Here is a 26,076-nt window from a genome sequence, read left to right on the forward strand (position 1 = left end):
GCAGATAGAGCGAGAGGCTTAGTCTTTTGCCTGCTCGTGAAGGTCCTTAAAGTGATTCCAGTAGTCTGTTTCGGAAGCGGCTATAACTTTCAGCGCTTCTTCGCGGCCATAGACATGATCAACTTTAATATCGATTTCCTTACCCGGTACTAGCTTATAGGTAGAGAAATAGTGCTGGAGTCGTTCGATCTTGATCTGCGGGAGGTCAGAAATATCCTGCACGTCGCCCCAGATGTTGTCACCGTCAAGAATCGCAATGATTTTATCGTCGGCTTCTCCGTCGTCGATCATTTGTATGCCACCGACAACGCGCGCGTTGAGTACGATGTCAGAACGATTGATGTGACGCTCTGAGTACACGCAAATATCCAGGGGGTCGCCATCAGCAACCTCGACGCCCGGGCAGCGCTTGGCCACTTCTTCTGCGCAATAGGTGCGAGGAATGAAGCCATACAACGCAGGGGGGCTGGAGGTTGTGCGCTGGGGTCGGTCGACCATCAAGAAGCCTGATGCCTTGTCCAGTTCGTACTTAACCACATCGGTAGGTAGCATCTCGATGTAAACCTGTACTACGCCATCGTCGGCACCATCCATTTGTGTATGGAGGCCGTGCCAGGGGTGCCGGCGCCAGCGATTAAATTTTTCGTTGCGATACATAGTGTCTCCTCAATGTTTCACGGCGCGCGTGGATGCGTCGGTGCCGTGGTGAATCTGGTCAAAACATCCAACTTAAAAATCGGGCGCGATTGTAACCGCTACCCGTGGAAATCTGCGAGGCGATATTGCTTTACGTTTTTTGGCGCTACAGCTTTATTGAGAAACCTTGAAGCGCTTGCGCAGTCGCCGGGGCACCAATTCATTCTTTAGCCGCACGTACTGAGGTAAGCCCTGACGATAGCTTGGGTAGGCCTCTCCTTGAATCAGGGGCTGCAGGTACTCGCGGGCGGCCGGTGTAATGCCAAAGCCATCGCGACTGATGTAGTTTCGCGGCATTTTCTTTTCGACGTTGGCGACTTCCTCGAGAGGCGCTTCTACTATTCGCCAGCTATAACGCTTGCCATTGCCGCGAACGATGCCCGGCATCACCGCATTTTTGCCAGCTACGGCCATTTTGACTGCCGCTTTGCCTACGGCATAAGCTTGATCGAGGTCTGTCTGAGACGCGATATGCCTCGCGGAGCGCTGAAGATAGTCCGCAACCGCCCAGTGATACTTGTAGTTCAGTTCTTCTTTCACCATTCCCGCCAGTGCGGGCGCTAAGCCGCCCAGCTGTGCATGGCCGAAAGCGTCGCGAGTCCCCATGTCGCTGATGAAGCGTCCATCGGCGGTTTGCGCTCCCTCGGATGCCACAACAACACAATAGCCAAAACGTTTGACCGATCGATCTACCCGCGCCAGAAACTTCTTCTTATCGAAGGCGATCTCGGGAAACAGAATGACGTGTGGCGCATCGCCCTCTTGTTCGGCCGCTAGACCAGAGGCCGCCGCGATCCAGCCCGCATGACGTCCCATAACCTCCAGAATGAACACCTTCGTGGAGCTAGCGCACATGGAGGCGACATCCATTGCTGCTTCTCGTGTTGAGACAGCTACGTATTTGGCAACGGATCCAAAGCCCGGACTGTTGTCTGTATGGGGAAGATCATTATCAATCGTTTTGGGAACATGAATCGCTTGGAGGGGATAACCCAAAGTCTGACTCAGCTGGGATACTTTTAAGCAGGTGTCAGCGGAATCTCCGCCCCCGTTGTAAAAGAAGTAGCGGATATCGTGTGCACGGAACACCTCGATAAGGCGCTCGTACTCAGCACGATTCTTCTCCAGGGACTTTAACTTGTGTCGGCAGCTGCCAAAGGCTCCCGAAGGCGTCTGAAGAAGCCCTCTAATCGCGGCCTTGCTCTCCTTGCCGGTATCAATAAGCTCTTCCTGCAGTGCACCAATGATTCCGTTGCGACCCGCGAATACTTTGCCGATGACGTCCCGGTGTTCTCTTGCCGTTTCAATAACACCGCAAGCAGAGGCGTTGATTACAGACGTGACACCCCCTGATTGGGCGTAAAAGGCGTTGGCTTTGCGGCTCACTTTGGCGATCCTCAAGAGGCATGAATACGATGGCTGCATCATACGGGAAGCGGGCGGTACTGTGCACCGCGTGGAACAGCTGTACTGTGATGCCGTGCTAGAATTTCGCTCTTTTTTCGCGAGGACTGGCTGTGCATCAGCGTCTGCACATTCTCGGCATCTGCGGCACCTTCATGGGGGGCTTGGCTTTGATCGCCCGAGAGTTGGGTTGGGAGGTGAGCGGCTGTGACGCTAATGTCTACCCGCCTATGAGCGATCAGCTTGCCGCTGCGGGCATCACCTTACACGAGGGCTTCGATCCCGAGCATCTCCCCGACGACGCGTTGATCGTTGTGGGCAACGCACTATCGCGGGGTAACCCCGCTGTTGAGGCGGTACTGTCTCGAGGGATGAAGTATCAGTCGGGGCCTCAATGGCTGGCCGAAGCCGTGCTTGCAGATCGTTGGGTGTTGGCTGTTTCCGGGACCCACGGTAAGACGACGGCGAGTAGCATGCTGGCTTGGCTCCTCGAAGATGCGGGCCTATCGCCGGGATTCCTTATTGGGGGGGTGCCGCTTAATTTTGGCGTGTCGGCCCGCTTGGGCGGCGGCAGCTTCTTTGTGATTGAGGCTGACGAGTACGACACAGCGTTTTTCGATAAGCGCTCAAAGTTTGTGCACTACCGCCCACGTACGTTGATCGTGAACAATCTGGAGTTCGACCACGCTGATATATTTCCCGATTTGGCTGCGATTCAACGTCAGTTTCATCATCTTATTCGCTGCGTTCCTGGAAACGGTCAGGTGTTTACGCCGGCAGGGGTCCCGGCGATCGAGGAAATGTTAGAGCTGGGCTGCTGGACGCCTAGAGAGACTTTGGCCGCAAATCATGCAAAAGCTGATTGGCGGGCCTCCCTCGAAGATGCCGGGGGTACTTCCTGGACACTTGATGCGCCCGAGGGTGAAAAACTATCCGTTAGCTGGGGGCAGCGGGGCGCGCACAATGTGGCCAATGCCCTGGGCGCCTGCGCTGCAGCGCGCCATGTGGGCGTGATGCCGGCGCATTCCGTCGAAGCCCTAGCGCGTTTTAAGGGGGTTCGCAGGCGATTGGAGCTGCGCGGTGAGGTCAATGGCGTTCGTGTTTACGATGATTTTGCTCACCACCCCACCGCTATAGCGGCTACGCTGGAGGCCATGCAGGGCGCTGCAGGGCGCAAACGCTTATTGGCAGTTATCGAACCGCGATCCAATACCATGCGTATGGGAGAGCATCGAGCTGCCCTTGCACCATCTACAGCGAAAGCTGACGTGGTGTTTTGGTATCAACCGAGAACACTCGGCTGGTCCCTGGATGATGTGCTTGAGAGTAGTGACGTACCCGCCACCATCAACGAGGATATCGATGAGCTTGTTAAATGTATCGTCGATGAAACTTTGCCGGGCGATGATGTCGTAGTAATGAGTAATGGTGCCTTTGGAGGCATTCATCAGCGTCTGTTGTCCGCATTGGCGCAGAATCAGCCTTAGGAATACCGGGAGTACATCTATGTTGGCCTTTTATGAGCAGTTAGTGCTGCGGCGACCCCTTGCCGTACTCGGCCTGCTCTCGGTATTACTGCTGCTCGCATTGTTGCAGTTTCCAAAAATTCGTATTGATGCGTCGGCAGATTCCCTGTTGCTTCAGGGTGATCCGGCGCTGGAATACTTTCGAGAAGTTGGTCGTCGCTACAGCAGTGAGGACTTCATCGTCATAACCTGGCGGCCGAAGGCGCCGCTACTGTCAGACCAGTCGTTGCAGCCACTGTCCGCCATGGCAGAGGAGCTTCGTGTACTGCCCGGCGTGTCTTCAGTGGTTACTGTGATGGATGTGCCCCTGCTGCAAAGTCCTCCGGTGGGTCTCTCGCAGGTGACTTCCGGTGACCCGTTACCGTCTCTGAAGGACCCAAATATTGATCGAGAGCAGGCGCTTAAAGAGTTTACGCAAAGTCCGCTATATAGCAATTTACTGGTGGGCGAGCAGGGTGACGTCACTGCCATTCAAGTGAATCTGGAGCGTGCTGACGGTGATGGTGATCTTGTGCGGGAGCGGGACGAGCTGCGTCTTGCTGAGCGTTCCGGAGATTTTGATGCGGCCGCCGCGGCGCGTCTGGCTGAAGTCGAACAGGAGGTGAAGCTCCGCAACGCCGAGCAGTTGGTTCAGCAGAGTGATCTAGTGACAAGCGTTCGTGGCGTGGTGGATGGCTATCGCGATCACGCCGGCATCTTTGTCGGTGGCGTACCCATGATCGCTGCCGACATGGTGAGCTTTGTTCGTAGCGATCTCGTGCTTTTTGGTAGCGCGATTCTCGCGGTTATGGTGCTGGTACTGGCACTGATTTTTCGGCGTCTTAAGTGGGTGGTCATTCCTTTGCTGAGCTGCTCCCTCGGTGTGGCTTACACCCTTGGGATACTGGGCTATCTCGATTGGCGGATGACGGTGATTTCCTCGAACGTGGTTGCCGTGTTGCTCATCGTCGGACTCGCTATCGCTATTCATTTGGTGGTGCGCTACCGAGAGCTTCATCAAGAGCAGCCGGATGCCCCGACCTTTGATCGTGTGCGCGACACTATGCGTCTCATGGCGGTGCCTTGCGTGTATACCGGCGTCACCACAATGGTGGCATTTGTGTCCCTGGTGGTGTCAGGAATTCAACCAGTGATCGACTTTGGGTGGATGATGACACTGGGAATATGCGTAGCCTTGCTGGTGTCTTTCAGTCTTGTGCCAGCGTTGATGCTTCTCTGGCGAAAGGATCCAAAGTCTGTCGCCGCCGAGGAAGGCGCGCCGTTTACTATGCGGTTTGCGCAGATTGCAGATCGCCAGGGATCGCTTGTGCTGTGGGGAAGTCTCGCCTTGAGTGTCTTCGTGGTTGTTGGTGTATTGCGACTCAAAGTCGAAAATCGTTTTATTGATTACTTCAAGGAAACCACCGAGATTTATCAGGGCATGGAGCTTTTGGACGCTCGCCTGGGCGGTACCATCCCCTTGGACATTGTAATCGCTGCGCCGGATAGCTCTGCGCCGCTGCCTGGATTGGAGGGCTCCTCTAATATAGCGGCCGCTCCTTTGGCAGAGGATGATCCCTTTGCCGAAGAGTTCGAAGATCCCTTCGGGAGCGGCGAAGCAGTGGCGTCTGAAGAGTCTGACGCCTTCGCTGATGATGGTTTTGGAGACGACACTTTCGCTGGAGATGCATTTGCCGATGATGATTTTTCGGATGGCGATGATTTCTTTGAGTCCGACGGCGATGCCTTCGCGGGCAGCTCCAGTAATCAAAATGTGGATCCCGGATTCTGGTTTAGTTTAGAAGGAATGCGTCTTATCGATCGCTTGCAGGGGATTGTCGATGGGTACGCCGAAACCGGTAAGACTCAGTCACTGTCGACTACCTTTGAATTATTCCGCCAGCTCCTAGGCGACGATATGGGGAGTGTGGAACTCGCTCTTGCTCGTAACGCGCTGTCTGACGATATTTCCCGTCAGCTGGTGGCACCGTATTTTAACGCCGAGCGGGATGAGGCGAGAATTACGGTGCGAGTTAAGGAAACTAGTGAGGACTTGCGCCGCGCCGCGTTCCTTCGAGACTTGAACGTCGCACTGCAAACCGAAGGCGGTCTTGACGAGGGGCAAGCTCAGTTCACGGGAATGTTGGTGATGTACAACAACGTGCTGCAGAGCCTTTTTGCCTCCCAAATACTGACGCTGGGAGCGGTCTTCGCGGTGATTATGCTGATGTTCTGGATTCTGTTTCGCTCATTTTCTTTGGCACTTATAGCCCTTGCGCCAAATCTGTTGGCCGCGGGAATGGTACTGGGGATCATGGGTTTTGCCGGGATTCCGCTAGATATTATGACCATTACCATTGCTGCCATCGTGGTGGGCATTGGCGTGGATAACTGTATCCACTACGTGCATCGCTTTAAACGCGAGTTCCCCGCAGATCGGAATTACCTTGCGTCTATGTATCGCTGTCACGGAAGTATTGGGCGGGCGATGTACTACACGACGTTAACGCTGGTTGTGGGGTTCAGCACGCTGACCTTGTCGAACTTCAACCCTAGTTTGTACTTTGGCGTACTCACAGTTATCGCTATGAGCGCCGCTGTGGTGGGAGCTTTGCTGTTGCTTCCTAGATTGATTCTGCTGTTTAAGCCTCTGGGTGCTGAGCAATGACCGAGCTGGCATTTTTTCCTCTGTCTGCAGCGCTGGTGCCCTATGGACGTATGCCGCTGCAGATATTCGAGCAGCGGTATCTCGAGTTAGTGAAGTCCTCTATGCGAAGTGGCGAGCCCTTCGGCATGCTGCGTATTGAGCGAGGAGGCGAGGTTGGATCTGCACGCCTGCCGGAGCTCGCCGACATCGGCACCCTTGCTTCGATCGTCGACTGGGATCAGCTGGATAATGGCTTGCTGGGAGTCACTGTTGAGGGAGGGCAGCGCTTTCGGCCTCTTGAGTTCTGGCGTGAGGAAAGCGGTTTGATCCGTGGGCAGGTGGAGTTACTTCCCCCGCTTGAGCCTGCGGCAATGATCGATGCCTGGGAGCCTATGCGAACGGTGCTCCAGGGTCTGGAGGCTCACCCCCATGTTCAGCGTATCGGCATGCCTGTGGACATGAGTGACGCATGGCAGGTCGCCTACAGTCTTGTGCAGCTCTTGCCCTTGGAGGAAGAGCTCAAAGTTGAGCTTCTTTCGCTGATGGCGATTGAGGAACTCATGCGAGAGCTTGATTTGCTGCTCAATGCCCTCAGTGGTGAGGGTCAATAAGATAAGGCGAGACGGCTTAGCGCTTAGTCGATTGAGGACGCGTTGCTGGGTGCCCAACCGCCGAGCATTTGCCATCGGTTAACGATACCGCAAAACAGTTCCGCCGTGCGCTCAGCGTCATAGGCCGCTGAGTGGGCCTGCTCGTTATCAAAAGGAATCCCCGCCTCAAAGCAGCTCTTCGCTAACACCGTTTGGCCATAGGCCAGCCCGGATAAGGTCGCGGTGTCAAAATGAGAGAAGGGGTGAAAGGGGTTTCGCTTAATTTCGCAACGCTCTACCGCTGCATTTAAGAAGCCAGCGTCGAAGTGTGCGTTGTGTCCTACAAGGATTGCTCGGGTGCATTCCTGGTCGCGTATTTCCCGTCTAACGATCTGAAAAAGCTCTCCTAGAGCATCTTTTTCTGAGTGTGCTTCTCGGAACGGGTGCCAGGGATCAATGCCTGTAAAATCCAAAGCAGACTGCTCGATATTGGCTCCCTCGAAGGGTGCGACATTAAAACTGTGCGTTTCGTGCACGGCAATATGTCCGGCGTCGTCCATGCGCACGATCGTTGCCGCCAGCTCCAGAACCGCATCGGTAGATGAGGAAAATCCTCCGGTTTCCATATCCACTATCACGGGTAGAAAACCACGAAAACGTGATCTCATGGTCATGACTCAGGGGGCTCCTGCATCGACGACTTGCCAGTGCAGGGTCTCGCCAGCGCGCAGGGGAACTAACTCGCTGTCGCCCAAAGGGATCGTTGCGGGCACGGTCCAGTCGACGCGTCGCAGCTGAACGGTGTCGCCGTTACGCGGACGTCCGTAGAAGTCTGGTCCGCGAAGGGACGCGAAGTCCTCGAGACGATCAAGCGCTGCCAACTCGTCGAATACTTCAGCGTAGAACTCCAGAGAAGCGTGTGCAGTGTAGACACCTGCGCAACCGCAGGCGCTCTCTTTGGCGTGCTGCTCGTGAGGAGCCGAATCCGTTCCGATAAAGAAACTCCTGTCTTCCCCCGTCGCAGCGCCACGAAGCGCTTCCTGGTGCTGTCGTCGCTTAAGAATCGGCAGGCAGTAGTAGTGGGGCTTAATGCCGCCTACCAGCATATCGTTGCGATTGAGGAGCAGATGGTGAGCGGTGATTGTTGCTGCGACTCTGGGACCCGCGCTTTTTACAAAGTCTACGGCGTCCCTTGTGGTGATGTGCTCCAGTACGACCCTGAGCTTCGGAAAACGATCGATGATGGGGGCAAGATGCTCTCCAATGAAAGCCGCCTCGCGGTCAAAAATATCGACGTCTTGATCTGTCACTTCGCCGTGAACGAGTAATGGTAAGTCCACTTCTTCCATAGTGGCGAGGATGGGATAGAGAGCCTCGAGAGAGTTAACGCCAGCGTCAGAATTGGTGGTGGCTCCCGCGGGGTACAGCTTTACTGCCGCCAGCCAATCTATCTCTGCCGCCTCGCGAATATCGGCCTCACTGGTCGCGTCGGTTAGATACAAGGTCATGAGGGGGTCAAATTGTCGGGCCGTGGTCTGCATGCTGCGCAGAATACGCTGTCGGTACTCGGCAGCCAGGCGCGCGTTGGTGACCGCGGGCACGAGGTTAGGCATGACAATGACCCGGCCCATGTACCGCGCCATATCCGCCGAGGTTTGGGTTAAAGCAGATCCATCTCGGAGGTGGCTGTGCCAGTCGTCGGGGCGAATAAGGGTTAGGGTGTCCAAGGGGCTGAGCCGTGCAAGAGCGAAGAAGTGATGCTACCGCAAAGGTGCCGATGACAACACTGCGGAATCGGCTTATTCGTGCATGCAGTTGCTTGCAGCGGTAAACTTTCGCTCTTTTGCTCTTTGGGGAACAGCATGGCGGATGTCAATAAGGTGGTTTTAGCGTACTCGGGGGGGCTTGATACCTCGGTAATCGTGCGCTGGCTGCAAGATCACTACGACTGCGAAGTGGTAACTTTCACTGCTGACATTGGACAGGGCGAAGAAGTTGAGCCTGCGCGGGCCAAAGCTGAAGCTCTTGGCGTCAAAGAGATCTATATTGAGGATCTTCGCGAAGAGTTTGTCCGTGACTATGTCTACCCCATGTTCAGGGCGAATACCATTTACGAGGGTGAATACCTGCTGGGGACGTCGATCGCGCGGCCGCTCATCGCCAAGCGACTCGTGGACATCGCGACGGAGACCGGCGCAGATGCGATATCCCACGGTGCCACGGGTAAAGGTAACGATCAGGTGCGCTTTGAGCTGGGTGCCTATGCCCTAAAGCCGGGTATTCAGGTTATCGCCCCCTGGAGGGAGTGGGATCTCAGCTCACGAGAATCACTCATGGCGTACTGTCGTGAGCGTGATATTCCCGTGGATTTTGCTGCAGCCGGTAAAAAATCGCCGTATTCCATGGACGCGAATCTACTGCACATTTCTTACGAGGGCGGCATTCTTGAGGACCCTTGGGCCGAAGCTGAAGACTCGATGTGGCGCTGGAGTGTGAGTCCTGAAGAGGCGCCAGATACACCGACCTACATCGAACTCGAGTTCCGCGGCGGCGATATTGTCGCCATCGACGGTACTGAGATGTCTCCCGCGACGGTGCTCGCAGAGTTGAATCGTATTGGCGGGGCCAATGGCGTTGGGCGCTTGGATATTGTCGAAAACCGTTATGTGGGCATGAAGTCCCGGGGCTGCTACGAGACTCCGGGCGGTACGATAATGCTCAAAGCTCACCGCGCTATTGAGTCTCTCACCCTTGATCGCGAAGTGGCACACTTGAAGGATGAGTTAATGCCGCGCTACGCGAATCTCATTTACAACGGATATTGGTGGTCACCAGAGCGTCAAATGTTGCAGGCCGCCATAGATCAGTCTCAAAGCGTGGTGAATGGCGCCGTTCGTTTGAAGCTGTACAAAGGTAGCGTGGCCGCGGTGGGGCGTAGCTCTGCCGATAGCTTGTTTGACGAAAGCATCGCGACCTTCGAAGATGATGCCGGTGCCTATGATCAGGCGGACGCAGAAGGCTTTATCAAGCTTAATGCGTTGCGTTTGAGAATTGCGGCGGGTCGGGGCAGAAGTGCTCGCTAGTTTGCCTCTATGCCCAGTACCCTATGCCTAATTCGCGAAGCGCAGTTAGCGTCACAAAAGTTTGGAAGAGCAGTTTACGAACGAGAATCTATGAGCACGAGTCTATGAGCAACAAAATATGAACGATATTCTTGATGTAGTCATTATTGGTGCTGGACTTTCGGGCGTTGGCGCAGCCTGTCATATGAAGCGTAATTGCCCTGAGCGAAAAATTGCTCTTCTTGAGGCTCGCGAGCGCAGCGGTGGCACTTGGGACTTGTTTCGCTATCCGGGCATTCGTTCCGACAGTGATATGCATACCTTGGGTTACAGCTTCAAACCCTGGGAAGCGTCCAAAGCGATCGCCGATGGCCCCTCCATACTGAGTTACGTGCGGGAAACAGCCAAAGAATACGGTGTTGAATCCCTTATTCGATACCAGCAGAAGGTGAGGCAGGCCAATTGGAGTAGCGAGCAGCAGTGCTGGGAGCTCACCATCGAAGATGGCTCTGGCGGAACTGTGCAAAGCCTGAAGACGCGGTTCTTGCATCTCTGCGCCGGCTATTACAATTACAACCACGGACATCAGCCTGAGTTTCCGGGGCGGGAAGCTTTCCAGGGCGAGTTTGTGCATCCACAGTTCTGGCCCGAAGGTCTCAACTACGAAAACAAGCGTGTGCTGATTATTGGTTCTGGCGCTACGGCTATGACTTTGGTGCCCTCCATGGCCGACAAGGCAGCGGAAGTGGTGATGTTGCAGCGCTCGCCCACCTGGGTGGTTTCCCGTGCATCGACCGATTGGATCGCCAACTTCCTCAAAGCTGTTTTACCCAAGAGCTGGGCTTACAATCTGACGCGCTGGAAAAACACGCGCATGCAACACTGGCTGTATAAGAAGACGCGGAAGCAACCTGAGAAGGTTCGCCAGATGCTTCTCGACCAGACGCGAAAAGAATTGGGTGATGCGGGAGACATGGCCGATTTCACACCCGAGTACAATCCCTGGGACCAGCGTCTTTGTCTGGTGCCCGACAGCGATCTGTTTGGCGCGATCCACAGCGGCAAAGCACGGGTGGTAACAAATCAGATCGATACACTCACAGCCGAAGGCGTGCGACTAGCTGACGGAACAGAGATTGCGGCGGACATCATCGTATCGGCGACGGGTCTGGAGCTCGAACTCATGGGAGGTATTGACCTTCAGGTTGATGGTGAGGCCTTTGATATTCCATCCAGCTGGTCTTACCGAGGCATGATGTGCACCGGTCTGCCCAACATGGTCTCGGTCTTTGGCTATATCAACGCATCCTGGACGCTTCGGGCGGATCTGGTATCTCAGTGGATGTGCCGCTTGCTCGCACACATGGATAGCAGTGGAGCGAGCGTTGTCACTGCAGCCATCGAAGAAGATCTTCCTCCTATGGAGGCGCGTCCCTGGATTGATAACTTTTCTGCAGGCTATATGCAGCGAGTTATGCACTTGTTTCCAAAACAAGGTGACCGAAATCCATGGGTGAACTCGCAGAATTACCTACGGGAGAAGCGAGAGTTTGAGGAGATGAGTTTTACCGAGGCGGCTCTCAAGTATGAATCGCCGCGTAACACCGAGTCTGATACACAGCGCGCCGCGTAGAAGATCTGAGCCTCTCGGCGATTGCCGAGAGTGTCATCGATAAAATCGAACGAGCAGAGCGATAAATATCGTTTTATCGATTAATGATTCTTCGTTAGTATTCATCTCCCGCATTTCGATGGGCGGTGGTTTTTAGTGATATCGCCGAACCAGCGATACTTTAAGTAGATTGATTTAAGGAGATCTTAGCCGTGACTACACAAGTACCAGAGGCAACTTTTAAAACACGCGTACGGGACGAGTCCGTAGGTGGCGATAACCCTTTCCGTTGGGAAGAGAAGACAACAGCCGACATTTTTGGTGGCAAAAAAGTAGTGGTTTTCTCGCTTCCAGGTGCGTTTACCCCGACCTGTTCTTCCAACCACCTGCCACGCTACGAAGAGCTCTATGAAGAGTTCAAAGCGCAGGGCGTAGACGAAATCATCTGTGTTTCAGTGAACGACGCTTTTGTTATGTTCAAGTGGGGCCAGGAGCAGGGCAACAAAAACATCTTTTTGTTGCCTGACGGTAACGGCGAGTTCACTCGTAAGATGGGTATGCTTGTAGACAAGTCGAACATCGGCTTTGGCATGCGTTCATGGCGTTATTCTATGCTCGTCAATGACGGCACCATTGAGAAGATGTTTTCAGAAGCTGGCTACTGCGACAACGGTGAGACCGATCCCTTTGAAGTATCCGATGCTGACACGATGCTCGCTTACCTGAAAGGTACCGAGTCTGCAGGTGTTTCAGAGCCACGCAAGGCATTTGTAGGCTAAGGCTGTAGCAAGTAACGCTTGTGAGTGCGAGTTATATAGCACTTGTAGGTAATCGGGAGCCTCATTAGCTCCGGCTGAGGGAACTTAGCCATGAAAACCCGCTTTCATCTTTGACAGCGGGTTTTTTTTGTCTCAATCATGGCATTCTTGTTTTTTTACTATTGTTGAGGATGTTCGAAATGCCGTGGCCCGATCCCGTTGCCCTCGAAGGAAAATTTGCGAGCCTGGTTCCACTACAACTGGAGCATGCTGAGGCGTTGGCAGCCGCTAGCGGCGATGGTGAAGTATGGCGGGCGTGGTACACGAATGTCCCAGCACCGGAAGATATGCAGACGGAAATAGAGCGGCGTTTGGGGGAGCAACAAGCATCGCGCATGCTGCCTTTTACGGTGCTCGATGCACACGGCACGCCTGCGGGTATGACGACCTATATGAACATCGATGCGACATCGCCGCGTGTAGAGATCGGTTCAACCTGGTACGCACGGCGCGTGCAGCGCACCCCGCTGAACACTCAGTGCAAGCGCCTCTTGCTTGAGTACGCTTTTGAATCTCTTGGATGTATCGCCGTGGAGTTTCGAACGTCTTCTTTTAACCGTGCCAGCAGACGGGCTATCGAGCGCATTGGGGCAAAGTCCGACGGTATTCTGCGTAACCACAGTCATCATCGTAACGGTACGCTCAGGGATACCTGCGTGTATTCGATTCTGGAGAGCGAGTGGCCGGGCGTGAAGGTGCAGTTGGATTCAATGCTGGGGCTGAACGCGCCGCGGAGATGAGCTGATCAATGAACGATCTGTTTTCGTTGGAAGACAAAGAGTATCTAGATCTGCCCGGAGGCGAGCTAATACTCTATCGGACCCCTGATCTGGGTGCGGCTTACGAGGCGCTTTTCGAGAGTATTCGCCGCGAAGTCGCCTGGCGGGAAGAGCCGATTCAGCTGTTCGGTAAGCGGTACATGCAGCCGCGTCTTTTGGCGTGGTACGCAGATGAGGTAGTGACTTATAAGTACTCGGGGATTCGACACGATGGCTTGCCCTGGACTACGCAGCTGAGCTCTCTTCGCAAACGAATAGAGAGCCTCAGTGATACCAGATTCAACAGTGTGCTAGCCAACCTATATCGCGATCACCGCGACAGTATGGGCTTGCATGCGGATGACGAGCCTGAGTTGGGGCCACAACCGGTCATTGCTTCTTTGAGTCTTGGCGAGGAGCGCGTGTTCAGGTTGAAACACCGGTTTGATAAAACTCTTAAGCCTGTACGATTGCCGCTCCCCTCAGGAACATTGTTGATCATGCGAGGGGACACACAGGCCAATTGGCGGCACGAAGTGCCAAAACAGAGCAAAGCTTGCGGTCCACGGATTAATCTGACGTTTCGCTACGTACATACATTCAGCGCCTAGTCTTGCCGAGCTGCACCGACAGGCTAAGAAACACTTTCAAGAACCTGTCACACGCTCACGGTATACTCTGAAAATGACTATTCCTGATCAATGCGCCGGCGAAACAACCGGCGGCAACGAAGTTACCCTCGCACGTATTGCTCGAGCTTCAGTGCGGCCTGTGCAAACCCTCGACCTTCTGACACAGCGTGAAATGGACAGCTTGGCGAATGCCGATGCAAAGCTCCATGAGCTGTTTCGTCGTTGTGCGCTGGCCATTCTTAACACCGATGGTTATGTGGACGATGCGCGCAAGGTCTATGAAGCTTATGCGGATTTTGATTTGCGAGTTATTCCCGAGCCTCGAGGTTTAAAGCTCGAGTTGTTCAACGCGCCCGGCGAGGCCTTTGTCGATGGCAAAATGATTGAGGGTATTCGCCACCATTTGTTTTCTGCGCTGAGAGATGTTGTATACACCGAACACAAGTTAGCGGAGCAGCAAACCTTCGACCTGAGCAGCTCCGAGGGCATCACCGATGCCGTGTTTCGGATTCTGCGAAATGCCAACGTCGTGCGCAGTAATGTACAGCCCCGATTGGTTGTGTGTTGGGGCGGTCATTCGATTTCTCGTATTGAGTACGATTATTCGAAGACTGTGGGTTACTCTCTGGGGCTTCGAGGCTTTGATATATGCACCGGCTGTGGCCCCGGCGCGATGAAGGGCCCCATGAAGGGTGCGGCTATTGCTCACGCCAAGCAGCTTAATAGCGAGACTCGCTACGTCGGCTTGTCCGAGCCCGGTATTATTGCGGCTGAGTCGCCCAACGCGATCGTGAATGAGCTGGTGATACTCCCTGATATCGAGAAACGCCTGGAGGCTTTTGTTCGCGTGGCCCACGCTATCTTGGTATTTCCCGGAGGCGTGGGTACGGCGGAAGAGATCATGTTTTTGCTGGGGATTAAAATGCACCCGGCGAATGCACACATCGAACTGCCGCTCATTTTTACCGGGCCCGCAGAAAGTGCAGCGTACTTTGAACAGATCGATACTTTTTTGAAGGACTGTCTTGGAGACGATGTGGGTCGGCATTACACCATTATCAATGGTGACCCGGCCGCGGTGGCACGTGCGATGAAGGGCTCTATTAAGGGCCTCCGTCGCCAACGGATAGAGCAAAACGAGTCTTTCAGTTATAGCTGGACAATGCATATTCCCGAAGAGCTGCAACAACCGTTTTTGCCCACGCACGAGAATATGGCAGCACTGGCACTGCACCGAGATCAGCCGGCGCATCAATTGGTAGCGAATTTGCGGCGTGCGTTCTCGGGCATTGTCGCCGGGAACGTAAAGGATTTCGGTGTGAGAGCCGTTGAGGCTCATGGGCCGTATCAACTTCATGGAGCGGGTGAGGTCGTCGCTGGCCTCGCTGATCTGCTGGAAGGCTTTGTTCGCGACGGTCGCATGAAGATCGATCCGGCGACTTACCGTCCTTGTTTTGAGGTTGCGGGGCAGCCTGAAAGCACCCAATAGCTCACGGCACCTGACAGAGACTTAGAGATAACAATTGATAAGGAAAACCAAATGAAACTCCTGATTAATACAGCGCTGACAGTTCTAGCATTGCTGTTGCTATCACCGGCTCAGGCACAGCTACCGTTTACGGTTACTGAAGTGAGCCAGTTCGACGAGCCTTGGTCGGTCGCAGAATTGCCCGACGGCCAGCTGCTGGTAACGGAAACTAAGGGCAATCTTATTATCGTAGATGATAAGGGTGAGCAGTCCCGCCCCGTGGCCGGTGTGCCAGATATTGCTTATGGAGGGCAAGGCGGACTCGGTGATGTCGTTCTTCATCCGGATTTTGCCGAGAACGGTATCGTGTACTTAAGCTATGCAGAAGCGGGTGTCGGTGACACGCGCGGTGCAGCGGTGGCTCGTGGAGTACTGGATGCTTCCGGACGACGCCCCTCACTAAGTGATGTCGAGGTGATCTGGCGTCAGTATCCCAAGCTCTCGGGTTACGGGCATTACGGGCATCGTATGCTTTTTGATGATGAGGGCTATCTTTGGGTTACCTCGGGTGATCGCCAGAAGTTCACGACTGCTCAGGATATGCAATCTAATTCCGGTAAGGTGCTACGTCTCAACGAAGATGGCTCGGTACCCGATGACAATCCCTTTGTCGATTACTACTCCGAGAACCCCCGCGTGGGTAGGGGCGGTGTTTACCCCGAAATCTGGTCTTTAGGACATCGCAACGTTCTTGGTCTCGCTCTGGGGCTGGACGGCCGCCTGTGGGAGATTGAGATGGGTCCCGCCGGTGGTGACGAGCTGAACCTGATTGAGCGCGGCGCTAACTACGGTTATCCAGAAGTTTCTAACGGTGACCATTACGATGGTCGCGAAATGCCTGATCACGACACAAGACCCGGATTTAACAAGCCGGCCCTCTGGTGGACGCCGGTTATTTCTCCGGGAGATATGCTGATCTATCGTGGGGATACGTTTGTTGATTGGAAGGGCAGCGCACTTATCGCAGGCCTCTCTTCTCGCGCAATCGTTCGCGTTGAACTGGGTGATGATGGTTCGGCGACAGAAGTCGAGCGCTTTGATATGGGAGCGCGTATTCGCAGCGTTCAAGAATCTGCTGATGGCAGTATCTGGGTGCTTGAAGACGACTACGGTGATAGCAATGGACGCCTGCTTCGTTTGACGCCGAAGTCCTGAGCATCGTTCGTCGACACTTATCGTCGGTATTCACACGTAAATTGCTAATCGAGACGCTCTTATGCCTGTAGAAGTTCAAGTGCTCGCCTACGCTGCTTTACTCCAGTATGCGCAGTTCCTATTGATGGCAGTGCCTCTAAACATTCAGTTGGGCGTCGAGTACACCAGTGGGCCTCGAGATGAGGCTCAGGAAGCACGGGGGATCCCCGGGCGTCTCAAGCGCGCGATGGATAATCACTTTGAGGGATTGATCCTCTTCACTATTGCCGTGGCGGTTGTGGTGCTTGGTGAGGCAGGAAGTGCCTTAACGGCCAAGGCTGCCTGGACGTATCTCGCTGCGCGGATTCTGTATGTGCCAGCTTATGCCTCGGGTATTCCGCTACTACGCTCCGCTATTTGGTTTGTGGGCTTTGCAGCTACTTTTGTGATGCTTTTGGCGGCGGTACTGTGATGAGAGTAGTGAATGGGTTCTTTGCGTTCGCACTTATGTTGGCAAGCTTTGCTACGTTCGCCGAGACTGAGCTTCGCTCGGGTTTTATAGAGGTTGAAGGCGGCCCGCTTTGGTACGAAGTAGCGAGCGGAGAATCTGTCAATGGCGATGCGGTGCCTTTGGTGACGCTGCACGGTGGTCCCGGCGGGACATCCTGCGGCTTGCAGTTGTTGTATCCCCTTTCCGATGAACGCGCGGTCATTCGTTACGACCAGCTGGGCACTGGTCGTTCGGGTCGACCTCGAGATGCTGCGCTTTGGAATAGAGATCGATTTGTAGAAGCTCTACACACCTTGCGCACGGAGCTAGGTCTTAAGCGAATGCATCTTCAGGGGCATAGTTGGGGCGGATCCCTGGCCGCCTATTACGTGCTGGAGAAAGGTACCGAGGGCATTGTTTCCTTGACGCTGTCCTCACCGCTAATTAGCACGCCGCTGTGGATTCGCGATGCCAACACGCTGCGTGCCACGCTGGACCCAGAGGTGCAGGCGGTACTGGACAAGCACGAAGCCGAGGGGTCCACGGACCATGAGGACTATGAGAAGGCGACCGCAGTCTTTTATGAGCAATTTGTGAGACGCGGTGAAGCCCAGGAAGTAGTTGATTGTCCCAGCGCACCGTGGAACTCAGTTATCTATAACCAGATGTGGGGTCCCACAGAGTTTTATGCCACGGGCAGCTTGCAGGATTTTGATTTGACGCCTCGCCTTGCCGAGATCGATGTTCCCACGCTGTTTGTTACCGGAGAGTTCGACGAGGCACGACCAGATACCGTAAAAGGTTTTGCTGAGACCGTTCCCGGTTCGCGCTTTGAAGTCATCCCGGGAGTAGGGCACGCGACTATCAGTCGTGAGCCGCAGCTTTATCGCGATCTGTTGCGGGAATTCATGCGTGAGGCTGAGGCACTCGGAAGGTAGAGTGCAGCGATATGGTTTCGCTTACGCCTTACTCTTTTGCCCGTCATAGCAGCTCAGAATCGAGTGTACCGCCGTCAAGCAGATAGTAGCTGCTCTGAAAGTCCAGCGGACCGTATACTGACGCCGTCAGGTCTGACTAGGAGGCTCGTGTGGCCTTGATTCGACTCAATGAAAATCCCGCGACTTAAGCCCCAGATTCCCCAGCGCATCACTGTGATCAAACAATGCTCCCGCCACGATATGCGTGACGCCATCGCGTTTTTGTAGCGTGCCTTTAACAAGTAGCAAGCGACCTTTCATGAGGGCTTCACGAAAGTTCTGCTGCACCTTGGGCCAGACCACGACGTTGTTATTGCCGGTTTCGTCTTCTAGGGTGAGAAATAGTACGCCGGAGGCAGTGCCCGGACGCTGACGACAGGTTACGAGTCCGGCGATGCGTACAAAGCGGCCGTCATCCATAGCTTGCAGGTCACGCTGATTCTTACATCGGTTAAACGGCGTCTGACTGCGAAGTAAAGCAAGAGGGTGTGCCCGAAGCGTGACTCCCGTGCTTCGATAATCAGCGATGACGGATTCAGCTACCGCTGGCTCTGGCAAACTGACTTCGTCGTTTAGGGTGGTGCCGGCTGAGTATTGCTCATGTTGTAAAAGCGGTCGCTCGGGCTCCAGTGCCATGACTTGCCAGCGAGCCTGGTGTCGGTGGCCGCTCAGACTGGCAAGCGCATCAGCATCCACCAGCGCCTCCATGTCTTTGCGATTCAATGCAGCCCGTTTACGTAAATCTGAAACCTGACGATAGGGCGCATCTCTGCGCGCCATGCTGATGCGTTTGGCGGCATCTTTAGACAATCCTTTAATCAGTCGAAGACCTAATCGTATGGGCGCATGCGTGGTTTGCTGGCCGTCATCCAATAGCTGATGGTCCCAGTCGCTGTGATTAACATCCGGGGGTAGTGCCACGACATCATGCCGGCGAGCATCCTGAATAAGTTGCGAGGGCGTGTAAAAACCCATGGGTTGACTGTTAAGCAGCCCCACATAAAAGGCGCTGGGATGGTGACATTTAAGCCAGGATGACACGTAGGCTAATAGAGCGAAGCTTGCGGAATGAGATTCTGGAAATCCATAGCCTCCAAAACCCTTAATCTGATCAAAAAGCCTGCGCGCGTAGTCTTCGCTGTAGCCTCGGCCTAGCATGCCATCGGTGAGTTTTTTCTCGAAGGTGAGCAGTTTGCTGTTACGACCCCAGTTGGTGATGGCCCGGCGTAACTGATCCGCCTCACCTCCGGTAAAGCCTGCGGCTACCATCGCCAGACGAATGACTTGTTCTTGAAAAATGGGCACACCAAGAGTGCGCTCCAACACACTTTGTACGGCTTCATCGGGATAGCTGATGTCTTCCAGACCCTGTCGCCGACGTAGATAGGGGTGCACCATATCTCCCTGAATAGGACCCGGGCGCACAATGGCAATTTCGATAACAAGATCATAAAAGCACGCCGGCTTTAGGCGCGGCAGCATGCTCATCTGGGCTCGAGACTCGATCTGAAAAACACCAATGGAGTCTGCTTTTTGCAGCATTCGATAAGTTGCGATGTCTTCTGCTGGAATATCTTGCAGCGTACGGACTCGAGGATCATAGCGATTCACTAATGCCAGAGATTTGCGAATCGCCGAGAGCATGCCCAGCGCCAGAACATCGACCTTGAGTAGTCCCAGGGCTTCGATGTCATCTTTATCCCACTGAATCACTGTGCGGTCCGCCATGCTCGCATTCTCTACGGGGACCAGCTGTGAGATAGGCCCTCGAGATATCACAAAGCCACCCACATGCTGAGACAGATGTCTTGGGAAACCCAATATCTCTTGCACCAGTTGATAGAAGAGTTGGGCGGTATTGGGTTTGCCATCCTGGCTTTCGGTTTGTAGTCCATGCTCGCTAAAGCGTGCTTCGAGGTCGCGCTGCTTGTCCCACCAGGCGAGAGACTTAGCAAGATCGTTGACAAAAAGAGGGTCCAAACCCAGAGCTTTACCAACATCGCGCACGGCACTGCGAGCTCGGTAGGTGATAACCGTGGCGGCAAGTGCCGCTCGGCGTCGGCTGTACTTTTCGTAGATGTACTGGATGACTTCTTCGCGGCGCTCGTGTTCAAAGTCCACGTCGATATCCGGAGGTTCATCACGCTCCCGGGAGATAAACCGTTCAAAGAGCAGAGAGATTTTTTGGGGGGAGACTTCTGTGATGAACAGGCAGTAGCACACTACGGAATTTGCAGCGGACCCGCGGCCCTGACAGAGGATGCCGCGACCCCGTGCGAAACGAACAATGTCGTGTACCGTAAGAAAGTAGTACTCGTAATCAAGCTCAGCAATTAATGCGAGTTCTTTTTCGATGCGCTCGCGAATGACTGCGGGCGTCCCCCCGGGCCAGCGTTGGCTTGCGCCTTGCCAGGTAAGTTCTCTCAGATAGTCTCGCGCGTTATGTCCATGAGGCACGACTTCTTCGGGGTATTCGTAACGCAATTCATCGAGAGTGAACTGACAACGCCGGGCAATGTTCAGCGTTTCGTACAATAGTTCGCCAGGGTAGAAGCGTTGCAGCTGACGGATACTGCGTAAATGCTGTTGAGCGTTGGGCAGCCGACGACGACCTAGCGCAGCAACACTACAATTGTGATGCAAGGCGGTCATCACGTCATGCAGGGGTTTGCGGGTTGCGCAGTGCATACGCACATCACCGCAGGCCACGAGAGGTAGCTGTAGTTTGCCTGCGAGTGTCTGCAATGCCCGGTAGCGGCGCAGCTCATCGTTGCCAAGAAGATAATGTACGCCGATCCAAACTCTCTCTCGACAGAGTCTTGCGAGTTGTTTGCCATAGCCGCGATTAACTTCGCTGTCTTCCTTAGGGAGCCAGATGAGTAAGCAGCGCTTAAGATGAAAGATCACATCTCGGAGTGTGACTTCGTACTCGCCTTTGGGGCTGCGGCGCCTGCCAAGGCTGATGAGCCCCGAGAGTTCGCCATAGGCTGCACGCGTGGGAGCAAGGGCAATGATATGAACGCCTTCGGTTAGGTTGAATTCACTGCCGATAATCAGTGGTATTCCGTACTCCTTAGCCGCTACGTGTGCTTTGACGACACCGGCTAGGGAGCATTCGTCTGTAATAGCGACCCCCGAATAACCATTTACCGCAGCTTGCGCGACAAGCTCTTCTGGACGGGAAGCGCCGCGCAGGAAGCTATAGCAGGAAAGGCAATGGAGTTCGCAGTAGGGCATAAATACGGGAGGGTTGTGAGCCTAAAATTTTCAGGGCCAGCCACTATACTGTATAAATATACAGTATTCACGAAATTGCCAATCCACCGTGTATGCTAGTTTCCCGTTCACTTAGACAGATGAATGGCATCGGTCGTTATAGTTTTAGATTTGGAGGTGCATATGAGTAGGATTACTTCTGTACAGAATTTGAAAAATACCTATGCCGTTATGCAGCCAGACATGTCCCTTGCGCTTGAGGAGGTGTGTCCCGAGCTGTACCCGTCTTTGGACGAAAATTACAATGGGTTCAAAAATCACAGCTTGGTTGCTTGTCATGAATTTGATGCCGATTGGGGGTCTTGGGAGATGCATCCAGCCGGTGATGAACTCGTTGTGTTGATGTCTGGACGCGTCACAATGATTTTGCTCAACGGAGAAACGGAGACATCTCTTTCTTTGGAGGAGCCTGGGTCTTACGTCGTGGTCCCCAAGGGCTTGTGGCACACGGCGCTGATTGCTGAGCCGACCAAGATGCTATTTATGACACCTGGAGAGGGTACTCTTCACGCGGAAGTCCCTCCTAAACCGTAGAAGCTGGTGGAGACCACATTCTGAAAGATCATGCCTTAGCCGCATCGCGTCTTTGGATAGACCGGATTGTTGTGGCATTTAATCTATGCCCCTTCGCAAAGCGCGAGCTCGACAGGGGTAGCGTAGCGTTTACGTTGAGCGATGCTGACGACGAAGAGGCGTTGCTCACTGATCTGGCACAAGAGCTGCAGCGGCTCGAGGATTGCCCGGAAGCTGAGACAGTGTTTATTGTTCATCCGAAGGTATTGAACGATTTCTATGACTTCAACGATTTTCTGGGTCGCTGTGATGCATTGCTTAAACAGATGAAACTGGAAGGGATCTATCAGATAGCCAGTTTCCATCCCCATTATCAATTTGCTGGGACCGAGCTTGATGATGCTGAGAACTACTCCAACCGTTCACCCTATCCGATGCTGCATTTGCTAAGAGAGGAGAGCGTGGAGCGTGCAATTGCCGGTCATCCAGATATCGCGAGTGTTCCTGCAGACAATATCCGCACACTCAATCGTCTTGGAAGAGAAAGACTCCAAAGCCTTTTGCAAAGCTGCGTAGATGAGTAAAAGCGCTTCAAAATACGATGTTGTTGTTGTCGGTGGCGGCGCAAGTGGCCTCATGTGTGCGATTAGTGCGGGGTATCGTGGGCTGCGCGTTTTAGTGCTCGAGCAGGGCCCAAAAGTTGGCTTAAAGATTCTGGTGTCGGGCGGTGGTCGCTGCAATTTCACCAATCTGTTTGCTGACCCGCGCGAACACTATTTGTCTCAGAACCCCAATTTCTGCATCTCTGCCATGAAACGGTTTTCACCGTCTGACTTCATCCAGATGGTAGAGACCGCCGGCATCGACTATCACGAGAAGAAGCTGGGGCAGCTGTTTTGCGACCACAGCGCCAAGGACATCGTGGCCATGCTTTTGGAGCAGTGCTCTTACGCGGGAGTTGAGATTCGCTTGCGCCAGGCTGTGACTTCCATAGATCCCGAGGGCGAGATCGGATTTGCTGTACGCACACAAGATTCTGAGTATCAGGGCCACAAGGTGGTCATCGCCTCCGGTGGCTTGTCTATGCCCAAAATCGCGAGTGATCTGGCCTTTCGTGCCGCTAAAAAGCTGGGCTTACAACTGAATGCAACACGAGCTGCTTTGGTGCCCTTGACCTGGAATTCCAGCGACAAAGCCGTCTACGAGTCACTCTCAGGCATATCCACAGAAGTTATTGCTAGCTGTCAGGGTCACAGTTTTCGGGAGAACCTGTTATTTACCCACCGAGGTCTGAGTGGTCCTGCGATCCTGCAAATATCGTCTTTTTGGCGAGAAGGGCTGGCAGTGGATATAAATCTGGTTCCCGATCGTGATGCATCAGAGTGGCTGGCCGCAGCGAGAGAGGCTAATCCCCAGCAGCGGCTGCTCAGTGTGCTCAAAACGTTGCTTCCCAATCGTCTGGTAGATCTTATGTCAGGCTCCTGGTTTGAAGATCAAAAAATCGGTAGCTTCTCGCCTCCCGAAATTGCTGATATCGGACATCGCTTAAATCACTGGTCCTTTATGCCGGGTGGGAGTGAAGGTTATAGAACCGCGGAGGTTACCCTTGGTGGCATTGATACGGATGAAGTCTCCTCCAAAACTTTTGAGCTAAACCGTGTCCCGGGCCTATTCGCCATCGGAGAGGCTCTTGATGTTACGGGTTGGCTCGGTGGCTACAACTTTCAGTGGGCCTGGGCTTCGGGTTGGTGCTGCGGACAACATCTCTGATTGTATTCTGAGGCTTAAAAAGGCCTGGTTTTGGTTACAGAGTGTTCGTCGCGAAGGTATTACAGCTATCGATGGAGCCCTGTTCTAGTCCGATGGTGAACCAGCGCAGACGTTGCTCTGCACTACCATGAGTGAAGGAATCTGGCGTGACTCTCCCTTGTGCTTGCCGCTGTAGGGTGTCATCCCCAATAGCGGTGGCTGCCGCCAATGCCTCTTCTACATCGCCGCTTTCCAGAATTTGCCGAGCTTGATCGGCTTTATTGGCCCATAGCCCTGCAAAGCAGTCTGCTTGCAGTTCCTGTCGCACACTCAGGCGATTTGCTTCTACTGGTGTCGCACGCTGTCGCGCTTCATGGTTACGAGCGCTGATGCCCAGCAACGTCTGCACGTGGTGTCCCACCTCATGCGCAAGCACATAGGCCTGCGCAAAGTCACCGGGCGCACCATAACGGCGACTCAGTTGTTCAAAGAACGATAGATCCAGATAGATCTTTTGGTCGCCAGGGCAATAGAACGGCCCCATAGCGCTTTGCCCCAGGCCGCAGGCAGAGCGCGTGGAGTCCCGGTACAGTACAAGTTTTGGTTCTTTGTAAGGGGTCTGGCCTCTAGAGAGTAAGGTGGCCCAGGTGTCTTCTGTATCGGCTAACACTGTTGCCATGAACTCTACTGTCTCGGCCTCTTCCGCCGATTGCTGCACCACAGTGCTCGAAGATTGCGGTGCCTGTCCGCCCGCAAGGCCCAGAAGAGTGGATAAGTCTGTCCCTGTGAAGAACATGAGTCCCGCGGCGATCACGAGCACCGCCCAGCCTCCGCGACTACGGGTCAGTTGAAGAATCAACGGCATCATGGACGATCGGGTTCCCCCCGATCTTACGACGCGACGCCCACGACGATCGTCAATATTGTCGCTACGTCGATTGCCTTTCCAGCGCATAGGCTGCTCCCGAGTTCTTGCCGCAAAAAAATGAATGCTGCACTCGATGCAGTTTCTCGCTTACGGTGCGGCATTGGATTGCTTGCAAACTCTATCAGATCATTCGGTCTCATTGATAAGCGGCGGCTATACTCATTCCCAACTTATATCTGGGGACATTTCATGGCATGGGTCTTGTTGGTCGCTGCGGGCTTTTTTGAAATAGTTTGGGCAATTGCCCTCAAATACTCTGATGGGTTTACCCGACTTTGGCCGTCTGTCATTTTTGGTGTCGCCGCTTGGATAAGTTTTGCCTTTCTTGCGCAGGCGGTGCGGGTGCTCCCCATGGGGACTGCCTATGCGGTGTGGACCGGTATTGGAGCGGTGGGACTGGCCGTTGCCGGTATCATCTGGTTTGAGGAGTCCGCCTCTTTGCTACGCGTTGCTTGCATAACCCTAATTGTCGTTGGCATTGTCGGTTTGAAATTGAGTAGCGCCGACTCTTCTATCGTCTGAACTGTTTGCGAACACCTTTAAGGAATGCCTATGACACTGTCTCCACTAGCTTCAGACGCGCCCGTCATTGTCTATATCGACTTTAAGAGCCCCTATGCCTACCTCGCGATAGAGCCGACACGGGAGCTTGAGAGACAGTTGGGTGTGCAGTTTGATTGGCGGCCCTTTGTGTTGGATATTCCGAGTTATCTGGGCAGTGCGCGCTTGGGCAAAGCGGGTGAGGTCGTCGAACAGCAACGCAGTGAAGAGCAATGGTCGGGGGTGAAGTATGCCTACTATGACTGTCGGCGCTATGCGAACTTATGGGGGTTGAAGATTCGCGGAACTGAAAAGATATGGGATACAAATTTGGTTTCAACAGCGATGCTCTGGACCCGGCTGATATCCCACGCGGCGACACAACAGTTTATCGATAGTGTGTATCCGCGGTTTTGGGTTCGGGATCTGGATATCGAAAGTGAGGAGGTTGTTGCAGGCTTACTCTCGGCAGGTGGTCTTGATGGCCAAGCGTTTCTGGAGTGGGCGCATAACGGGGGCTCAGCAATTAACGCCGATTTTCAAAGTGCTGCCTTTGAAGCGGGAGTCTACGGTGTTCCAACCTTTGTAGTTGATGGTGAGCGCTACTTCGGGCGAGAGCATTTGCCTCGGGTGCGTTGGCACATTGAAGGTGGTCGGGGAGATGCTCCTGATATTGCGAACCCTTTGCCTGCTGAACTCTTGCCGCACGCAAGCTTGCCCGAACATGTGTATGTGGGCGTGGATAGTTCGCTAGACAGTCTGCGCGCGATACCAGAGCTGGCTGCTCTGCTAAAGAATTACTCAGGAGCTGTCAGCTGGGTACGAGTTACCTCAAAAGAGCCGAGTGTTTCGAAGGCAGACGGCGATGACAATGCTGATGGCCTTACTTCTCGAAGTGCAATGCATCGGCAATTTCGCAAGGATAATGCGGCCGCTAGCCGCGAGCGCTACGGTGTTTTGGGCGTTGCAGAGGATTCCTACCCCGAAGCGATAGAAGCCTTGCTGAACTCCCTGAACATCAAGCTTTCTCCAGATGTACCCGAGAAACTGCTGCGCCCGGCAATGCCGGGTGTGAATGTGCTTCTGGATGATGAGATATTCATCGGACGGCAACACTTACCGCTCCTGGCAAAGAAACTTGGCTTAGGCGGTTAGCGAAAAGGCCTTTATCCGGGAGAACTTTAGCGAGAAGAACTTTAGCGAGAAGACCTTTAGTT

At 54.0% G+C, this 26,076-nt stretch carries 23 protein-coding genes; 17 read left to right on the forward strand and 6 right to left on the reverse strand.

Annotated features, from left to right (window positions below; translation table 11 throughout):
- Positions 1–18: 18 nt before the first annotated feature.
- Positions 19–657: an inorganic pyrophosphatase gene (locus R0137_RS05725; protein ID WP_405273739.1), complete on the reverse strand. Its 639-nt coding sequence runs from the start codon at positions 655–657 to the stop codon at positions 19–21.
- A gap of 153 nt (positions 658–810) precedes the next feature.
- Positions 811–2,121: a 6-phosphofructokinase gene (locus R0137_RS05730; protein ID WP_407329977.1), complete on the reverse strand. Its 1,311-nt coding sequence runs from the start codon at positions 2,119–2,121 to the stop codon at positions 811–813.
- A gap of 134 nt (positions 2,122–2,255) precedes the next feature.
- Between R0137_RS05730 and mpl the strand changes: the two genes are divergently transcribed.
- From mpl to R0137_RS05745, 3 genes are read left to right on the forward strand one after another with little or no spacing between them, the layout of a single operon-like run.
- Positions 2,256–3,587 carry a UDP-N-acetylmuramate:L-alanyl-gamma-D-glutamyl-meso-diaminopimelate ligase gene (gene mpl / locus R0137_RS05735; protein WP_407329978.1) on the forward strand — a complete coding sequence of 444 codons (1,332 nt, stop codon included), beginning with the start codon at positions 2,256–2,258 and terminating at the stop codon, positions 3,585–3,587.
- 19 nt (positions 3,588–3,606) lie between these two features.
- Positions 3,607–6,273, forward strand: coding sequence for an efflux RND transporter permease subunit (locus R0137_RS05740; protein ID WP_407329242.1), 2,667 nt, complete (start codon positions 3,607–3,609; stop codon positions 6,271–6,273).
- Entirely contained in the window at positions 6,270–6,863 is a 594-nt protein-coding gene (locus R0137_RS05745) for an LON peptidase substrate-binding domain-containing protein (protein WP_407329244.1), read from the forward strand. The genes R0137_RS05740 and R0137_RS05745 overlap by 4 nt, the downstream gene beginning before the upstream one ends.
- Before the next feature lie 23 nt (positions 6,864–6,886).
- On the opposite strand, the gene rnt is transcribed toward R0137_RS05745, so the two are convergent.
- Together rnt and pyrC are read right to left on the reverse strand one after the other, a co-directional pair.
- Positions 6,887–7,516: a ribonuclease T gene (gene rnt, locus R0137_RS05750; protein ID WP_407329246.1), complete on the reverse strand. Its 630-nt coding sequence runs from the start codon at positions 7,514–7,516 to the stop codon at positions 6,887–6,889.
- Between the two features lie 3 nt (positions 7,517–7,519).
- Complete coding sequence (gene pyrC / locus R0137_RS05755) at positions 7,520–8,569, reverse strand: dihydroorotase (RefSeq protein WP_407329247.1); 1,050 nt, start codon at positions 8,567–8,569, stop codon at positions 7,520–7,522.
- A 135-nt stretch (positions 8,570–8,704) separates the two neighbouring features.
- Here pyrC and R0137_RS05760 point away from each other — a divergent pair, with 135 nt between their 5' ends.
- From R0137_RS05760 to R0137_RS05800, 9 genes are all read left to right on the forward strand, one after another.
- The gene (locus R0137_RS05760; RefSeq protein ID WP_407329249.1) at positions 8,705–9,925 is read left to right on the forward strand and encodes an argininosuccinate synthase; all 1,221 of its coding nucleotides are present in this window, start codon (positions 8,705–8,707) and stop codon (positions 9,923–9,925) included.
- Between the two features lie 118 nt (positions 9,926–10,043).
- Positions 10,044–11,537 (forward strand): flavin-containing monooxygenase, encoded by a 1,494-nt coding sequence (locus tag R0137_RS05765; RefSeq protein ID WP_407329251.1) that lies wholly within the window; start codon positions 10,044–10,046, stop codon positions 11,535–11,537.
- 191 nt (positions 11,538–11,728) lie between these two features.
- A complete protein-coding gene (locus R0137_RS05770) occupies positions 11,729–12,295 on the forward strand; it encodes a peroxiredoxin (RefSeq protein WP_407329252.1) in 567 nt (188 codons plus the stop codon).
- Positions 12,296–12,474: 179 nt separating this feature from the next.
- A complete protein-coding gene (locus tag R0137_RS05775) occupies positions 12,475–13,074 on the forward strand; it encodes a GNAT family N-acetyltransferase (RefSeq protein ID WP_407329254.1) in 600 nt (199 codons plus the stop codon).
- 8 nt (positions 13,075–13,082) lie between these two features.
- The gene (locus R0137_RS05780) at positions 13,083–13,703 is read left to right on the forward strand and encodes an alpha-ketoglutarate-dependent dioxygenase AlkB family protein (RefSeq protein WP_407329256.1); all 621 of its coding nucleotides are present in this window, start codon (positions 13,083–13,085) and stop codon (positions 13,701–13,703) included.
- Positions 13,704–13,776: 73 nt separating this feature from the next.
- A complete protein-coding gene (ppnN, locus tag R0137_RS05785; protein ID WP_407329258.1) occupies positions 13,777–15,213 on the forward strand; it encodes a nucleotide 5'-monophosphate nucleosidase PpnN in 1,437 nt (478 codons plus the stop codon).
- 51 nt (positions 15,214–15,264) lie between these two features.
- The gene (locus R0137_RS05790; RefSeq protein WP_407329259.1) at positions 15,265–16,407 is read left to right on the forward strand and encodes a PQQ-dependent sugar dehydrogenase; all 1,143 of its coding nucleotides are present in this window, start codon (positions 15,265–15,267) and stop codon (positions 16,405–16,407) included.
- Positions 16,408–16,468: 61 nt separating this feature from the next.
- A complete protein-coding gene (locus tag R0137_RS05795; protein ID WP_407329261.1) occupies positions 16,469–16,858 on the forward strand; it encodes an MAPEG family protein in 390 nt (129 codons plus the stop codon).
- On the forward strand, positions 16,858–17,814 hold the full coding sequence (locus R0137_RS05800; RefSeq protein WP_407329262.1) for a proline iminopeptidase-family hydrolase: 957 nt from the start codon (positions 16,858–16,860) through the stop codon (positions 17,812–17,814). The genes R0137_RS05795 and R0137_RS05800 overlap by 1 nt, the downstream gene beginning before the upstream one ends.
- Before the next feature lie 165 nt (positions 17,815–17,979).
- Here R0137_RS05800 and R0137_RS05805 read toward each other — a convergent pair whose 3' ends face one another.
- Entirely contained in the window at positions 17,980–21,090 is a 3,111-nt protein-coding gene (locus tag R0137_RS05805; protein ID WP_407329264.1) for an error-prone DNA polymerase, read from the reverse strand.
- 162 nt (positions 21,091–21,252) lie between these two features.
- On the opposite strand from R0137_RS05805, the gene R0137_RS05810 reads away from it, so the two are divergent.
- The 3 genes from R0137_RS05810 to R0137_RS05820 all read left to right on the forward strand — a co-directional run bounded on the left by R0137_RS05810 (position 21,253) and on the right by R0137_RS05820 (position 23,412).
- The gene (locus R0137_RS05810; protein WP_407329266.1) at positions 21,253–21,663 is read left to right on the forward strand and encodes a cupin; all 411 of its coding nucleotides are present in this window, start codon (positions 21,253–21,255) and stop codon (positions 21,661–21,663) included.
- 71 nt (positions 21,664–21,734) lie between these two features.
- On the forward strand, positions 21,735–22,226 hold the full coding sequence (locus R0137_RS05815) for a DUF1415 domain-containing protein (protein ID WP_407329267.1): 492 nt from the start codon (positions 21,735–21,737) through the stop codon (positions 22,224–22,226).
- Positions 22,219–23,412, forward strand: coding sequence for an NAD(P)/FAD-dependent oxidoreductase (locus R0137_RS05820; RefSeq protein WP_407329269.1), 1,194 nt, complete (start codon positions 22,219–22,221; stop codon positions 23,410–23,412). Before R0137_RS05815 ends, R0137_RS05820 begins: the two co-directional genes overlap by 8 nt.
- 34 nt (positions 23,413–23,446) lie before the next feature.
- Here R0137_RS05820 and R0137_RS05825 read toward each other — a convergent pair whose 3' ends face one another.
- Positions 23,447–24,346, reverse strand: a complete 900-nt coding sequence (locus R0137_RS05825; RefSeq protein WP_407329270.1) for a neutral zinc metallopeptidase — start codon at positions 24,344–24,346, stop codon at positions 23,447–23,449.
- Positions 24,347–24,508: 162 nt separating this feature from the next.
- On the opposite strand from R0137_RS05825, the gene sugE reads away from it, so the two are divergent.
- A complete protein-coding gene (gene sugE, locus R0137_RS05830; protein ID WP_407329271.1) occupies positions 24,509–24,841 on the forward strand; it encodes a quaternary ammonium compound efflux SMR transporter SugE in 333 nt (110 codons plus the stop codon).
- A gap of 30 nt (positions 24,842–24,871) precedes the next feature.
- Positions 24,872–26,014, forward strand: coding sequence for a DsbA family protein (locus tag R0137_RS05835; RefSeq protein WP_407329273.1), 1,143 nt, complete (start codon positions 24,872–24,874; stop codon positions 26,012–26,014).
- Positions 26,015–26,076 lie beyond the last annotated feature (62 nt).

Origin of the sequence: Congregibacter brevis (genome assembly GCF_045689245.1) — a bacterium.
Taxonomy (GTDB): domain Bacteria; phylum Pseudomonadota; class Gammaproteobacteria; order Pseudomonadales; family Halieaceae; genus Congregibacter; species Congregibacter brevis.

What these genes read in the sequence shown, in the direction of transcription:
- R0137_RS05725 (WP_405273739.1), bottom strand. Translation starts at nt 657, where the DNA reads ATGTATCGCAACGAAAAATTTAATCGCTGGCGCCGGCACCCCTGGCAC.
- R0137_RS05730 (WP_407329977.1), bottom strand. Translation starts at nt 2,121, where the DNA reads ATGCAGCCATCGTATTCATGCCTCTTGAGGATCGCCAAAGTGAGCCGC.
- mpl (WP_407329978.1), top strand. Translation starts at nt 2,256, where the DNA reads ATGGGGGGCTTGGCTTTGATCGCCCGAGAGTTGGGTTGGGAGGTGAGC.
- R0137_RS05740 (WP_407329242.1), top strand. Translation starts at nt 3,607, where the DNA reads ATGTTGGCCTTTTATGAGCAGTTAGTGCTGCGGCGACCCCTTGCCGTA.
- R0137_RS05745 (WP_407329244.1), top strand. Translation starts at nt 6,270, where the DNA reads ATGACCGAGCTGGCATTTTTTCCTCTGTCTGCAGCGCTGGTGCCCTAT.
- rnt (WP_407329246.1), bottom strand. Translation starts at nt 7,516, where the DNA reads ATGACCATGAGATCACGTTTTCGTGGTTTTCTACCCGTGATAGTGGAT.
- R0137_RS05760 (WP_407329249.1), top strand. Translation starts at nt 8,705, where the DNA reads ATGGCGGATGTCAATAAGGTGGTTTTAGCGTACTCGGGGGGGCTTGAT.
- R0137_RS05765 (WP_407329251.1), top strand. Translation starts at nt 10,044, where the DNA reads ATGAACGATATTCTTGATGTAGTCATTATTGGTGCTGGACTTTCGGGC.
- R0137_RS05775 (WP_407329254.1), top strand. Translation starts at nt 12,475, where the DNA reads ATGCCGTGGCCCGATCCCGTTGCCCTCGAAGGAAAATTTGCGAGCCTG.
- R0137_RS05780 (WP_407329256.1), top strand. Translation starts at nt 13,083, where the DNA reads ATGAACGATCTGTTTTCGTTGGAAGACAAAGAGTATCTAGATCTGCCC.
- ppnN (WP_407329258.1), top strand. Translation starts at nt 13,777, where the DNA reads ATGACTATTCCTGATCAATGCGCCGGCGAAACAACCGGCGGCAACGAA.
- R0137_RS05790 (WP_407329259.1), top strand. Translation starts at nt 15,265, where the DNA reads ATGAAACTCCTGATTAATACAGCGCTGACAGTTCTAGCATTGCTGTTG.
- R0137_RS05795 (WP_407329261.1), top strand. Translation starts at nt 16,469, where the DNA reads ATGCCTGTAGAAGTTCAAGTGCTCGCCTACGCTGCTTTACTCCAGTAT.
- R0137_RS05800 (WP_407329262.1), top strand. Translation starts at nt 16,858, where the DNA reads ATGAGAGTAGTGAATGGGTTCTTTGCGTTCGCACTTATGTTGGCAAGC.
- R0137_RS05805 (WP_407329264.1), bottom strand. Translation starts at nt 21,090, where the DNA reads ATGCCCTACTGCGAACTCCATTGCCTTTCCTGCTATAGCTTCCTGCGC.
- R0137_RS05810 (WP_407329266.1), top strand. Translation starts at nt 21,253, where the DNA reads ATGAGTAGGATTACTTCTGTACAGAATTTGAAAAATACCTATGCCGTT.
- R0137_RS05820 (WP_407329269.1), top strand. Translation starts at nt 22,219, where the DNA reads ATGAGTAAAAGCGCTTCAAAATACGATGTTGTTGTTGTCGGTGGCGGC.
- R0137_RS05825 (WP_407329270.1), bottom strand. Translation starts at nt 24,346, where the DNA reads ATGCGCTGGAAAGGCAATCGACGTAGCGACAATATTGACGATCGTCGT.
- sugE (WP_407329271.1), top strand. Translation starts at nt 24,509, where the DNA reads ATGGCATGGGTCTTGTTGGTCGCTGCGGGCTTTTTTGAAATAGTTTGG.
- R0137_RS05835 (WP_407329273.1), top strand. Translation starts at nt 24,872, where the DNA reads ATGACACTGTCTCCACTAGCTTCAGACGCGCCCGTCATTGTCTATATC.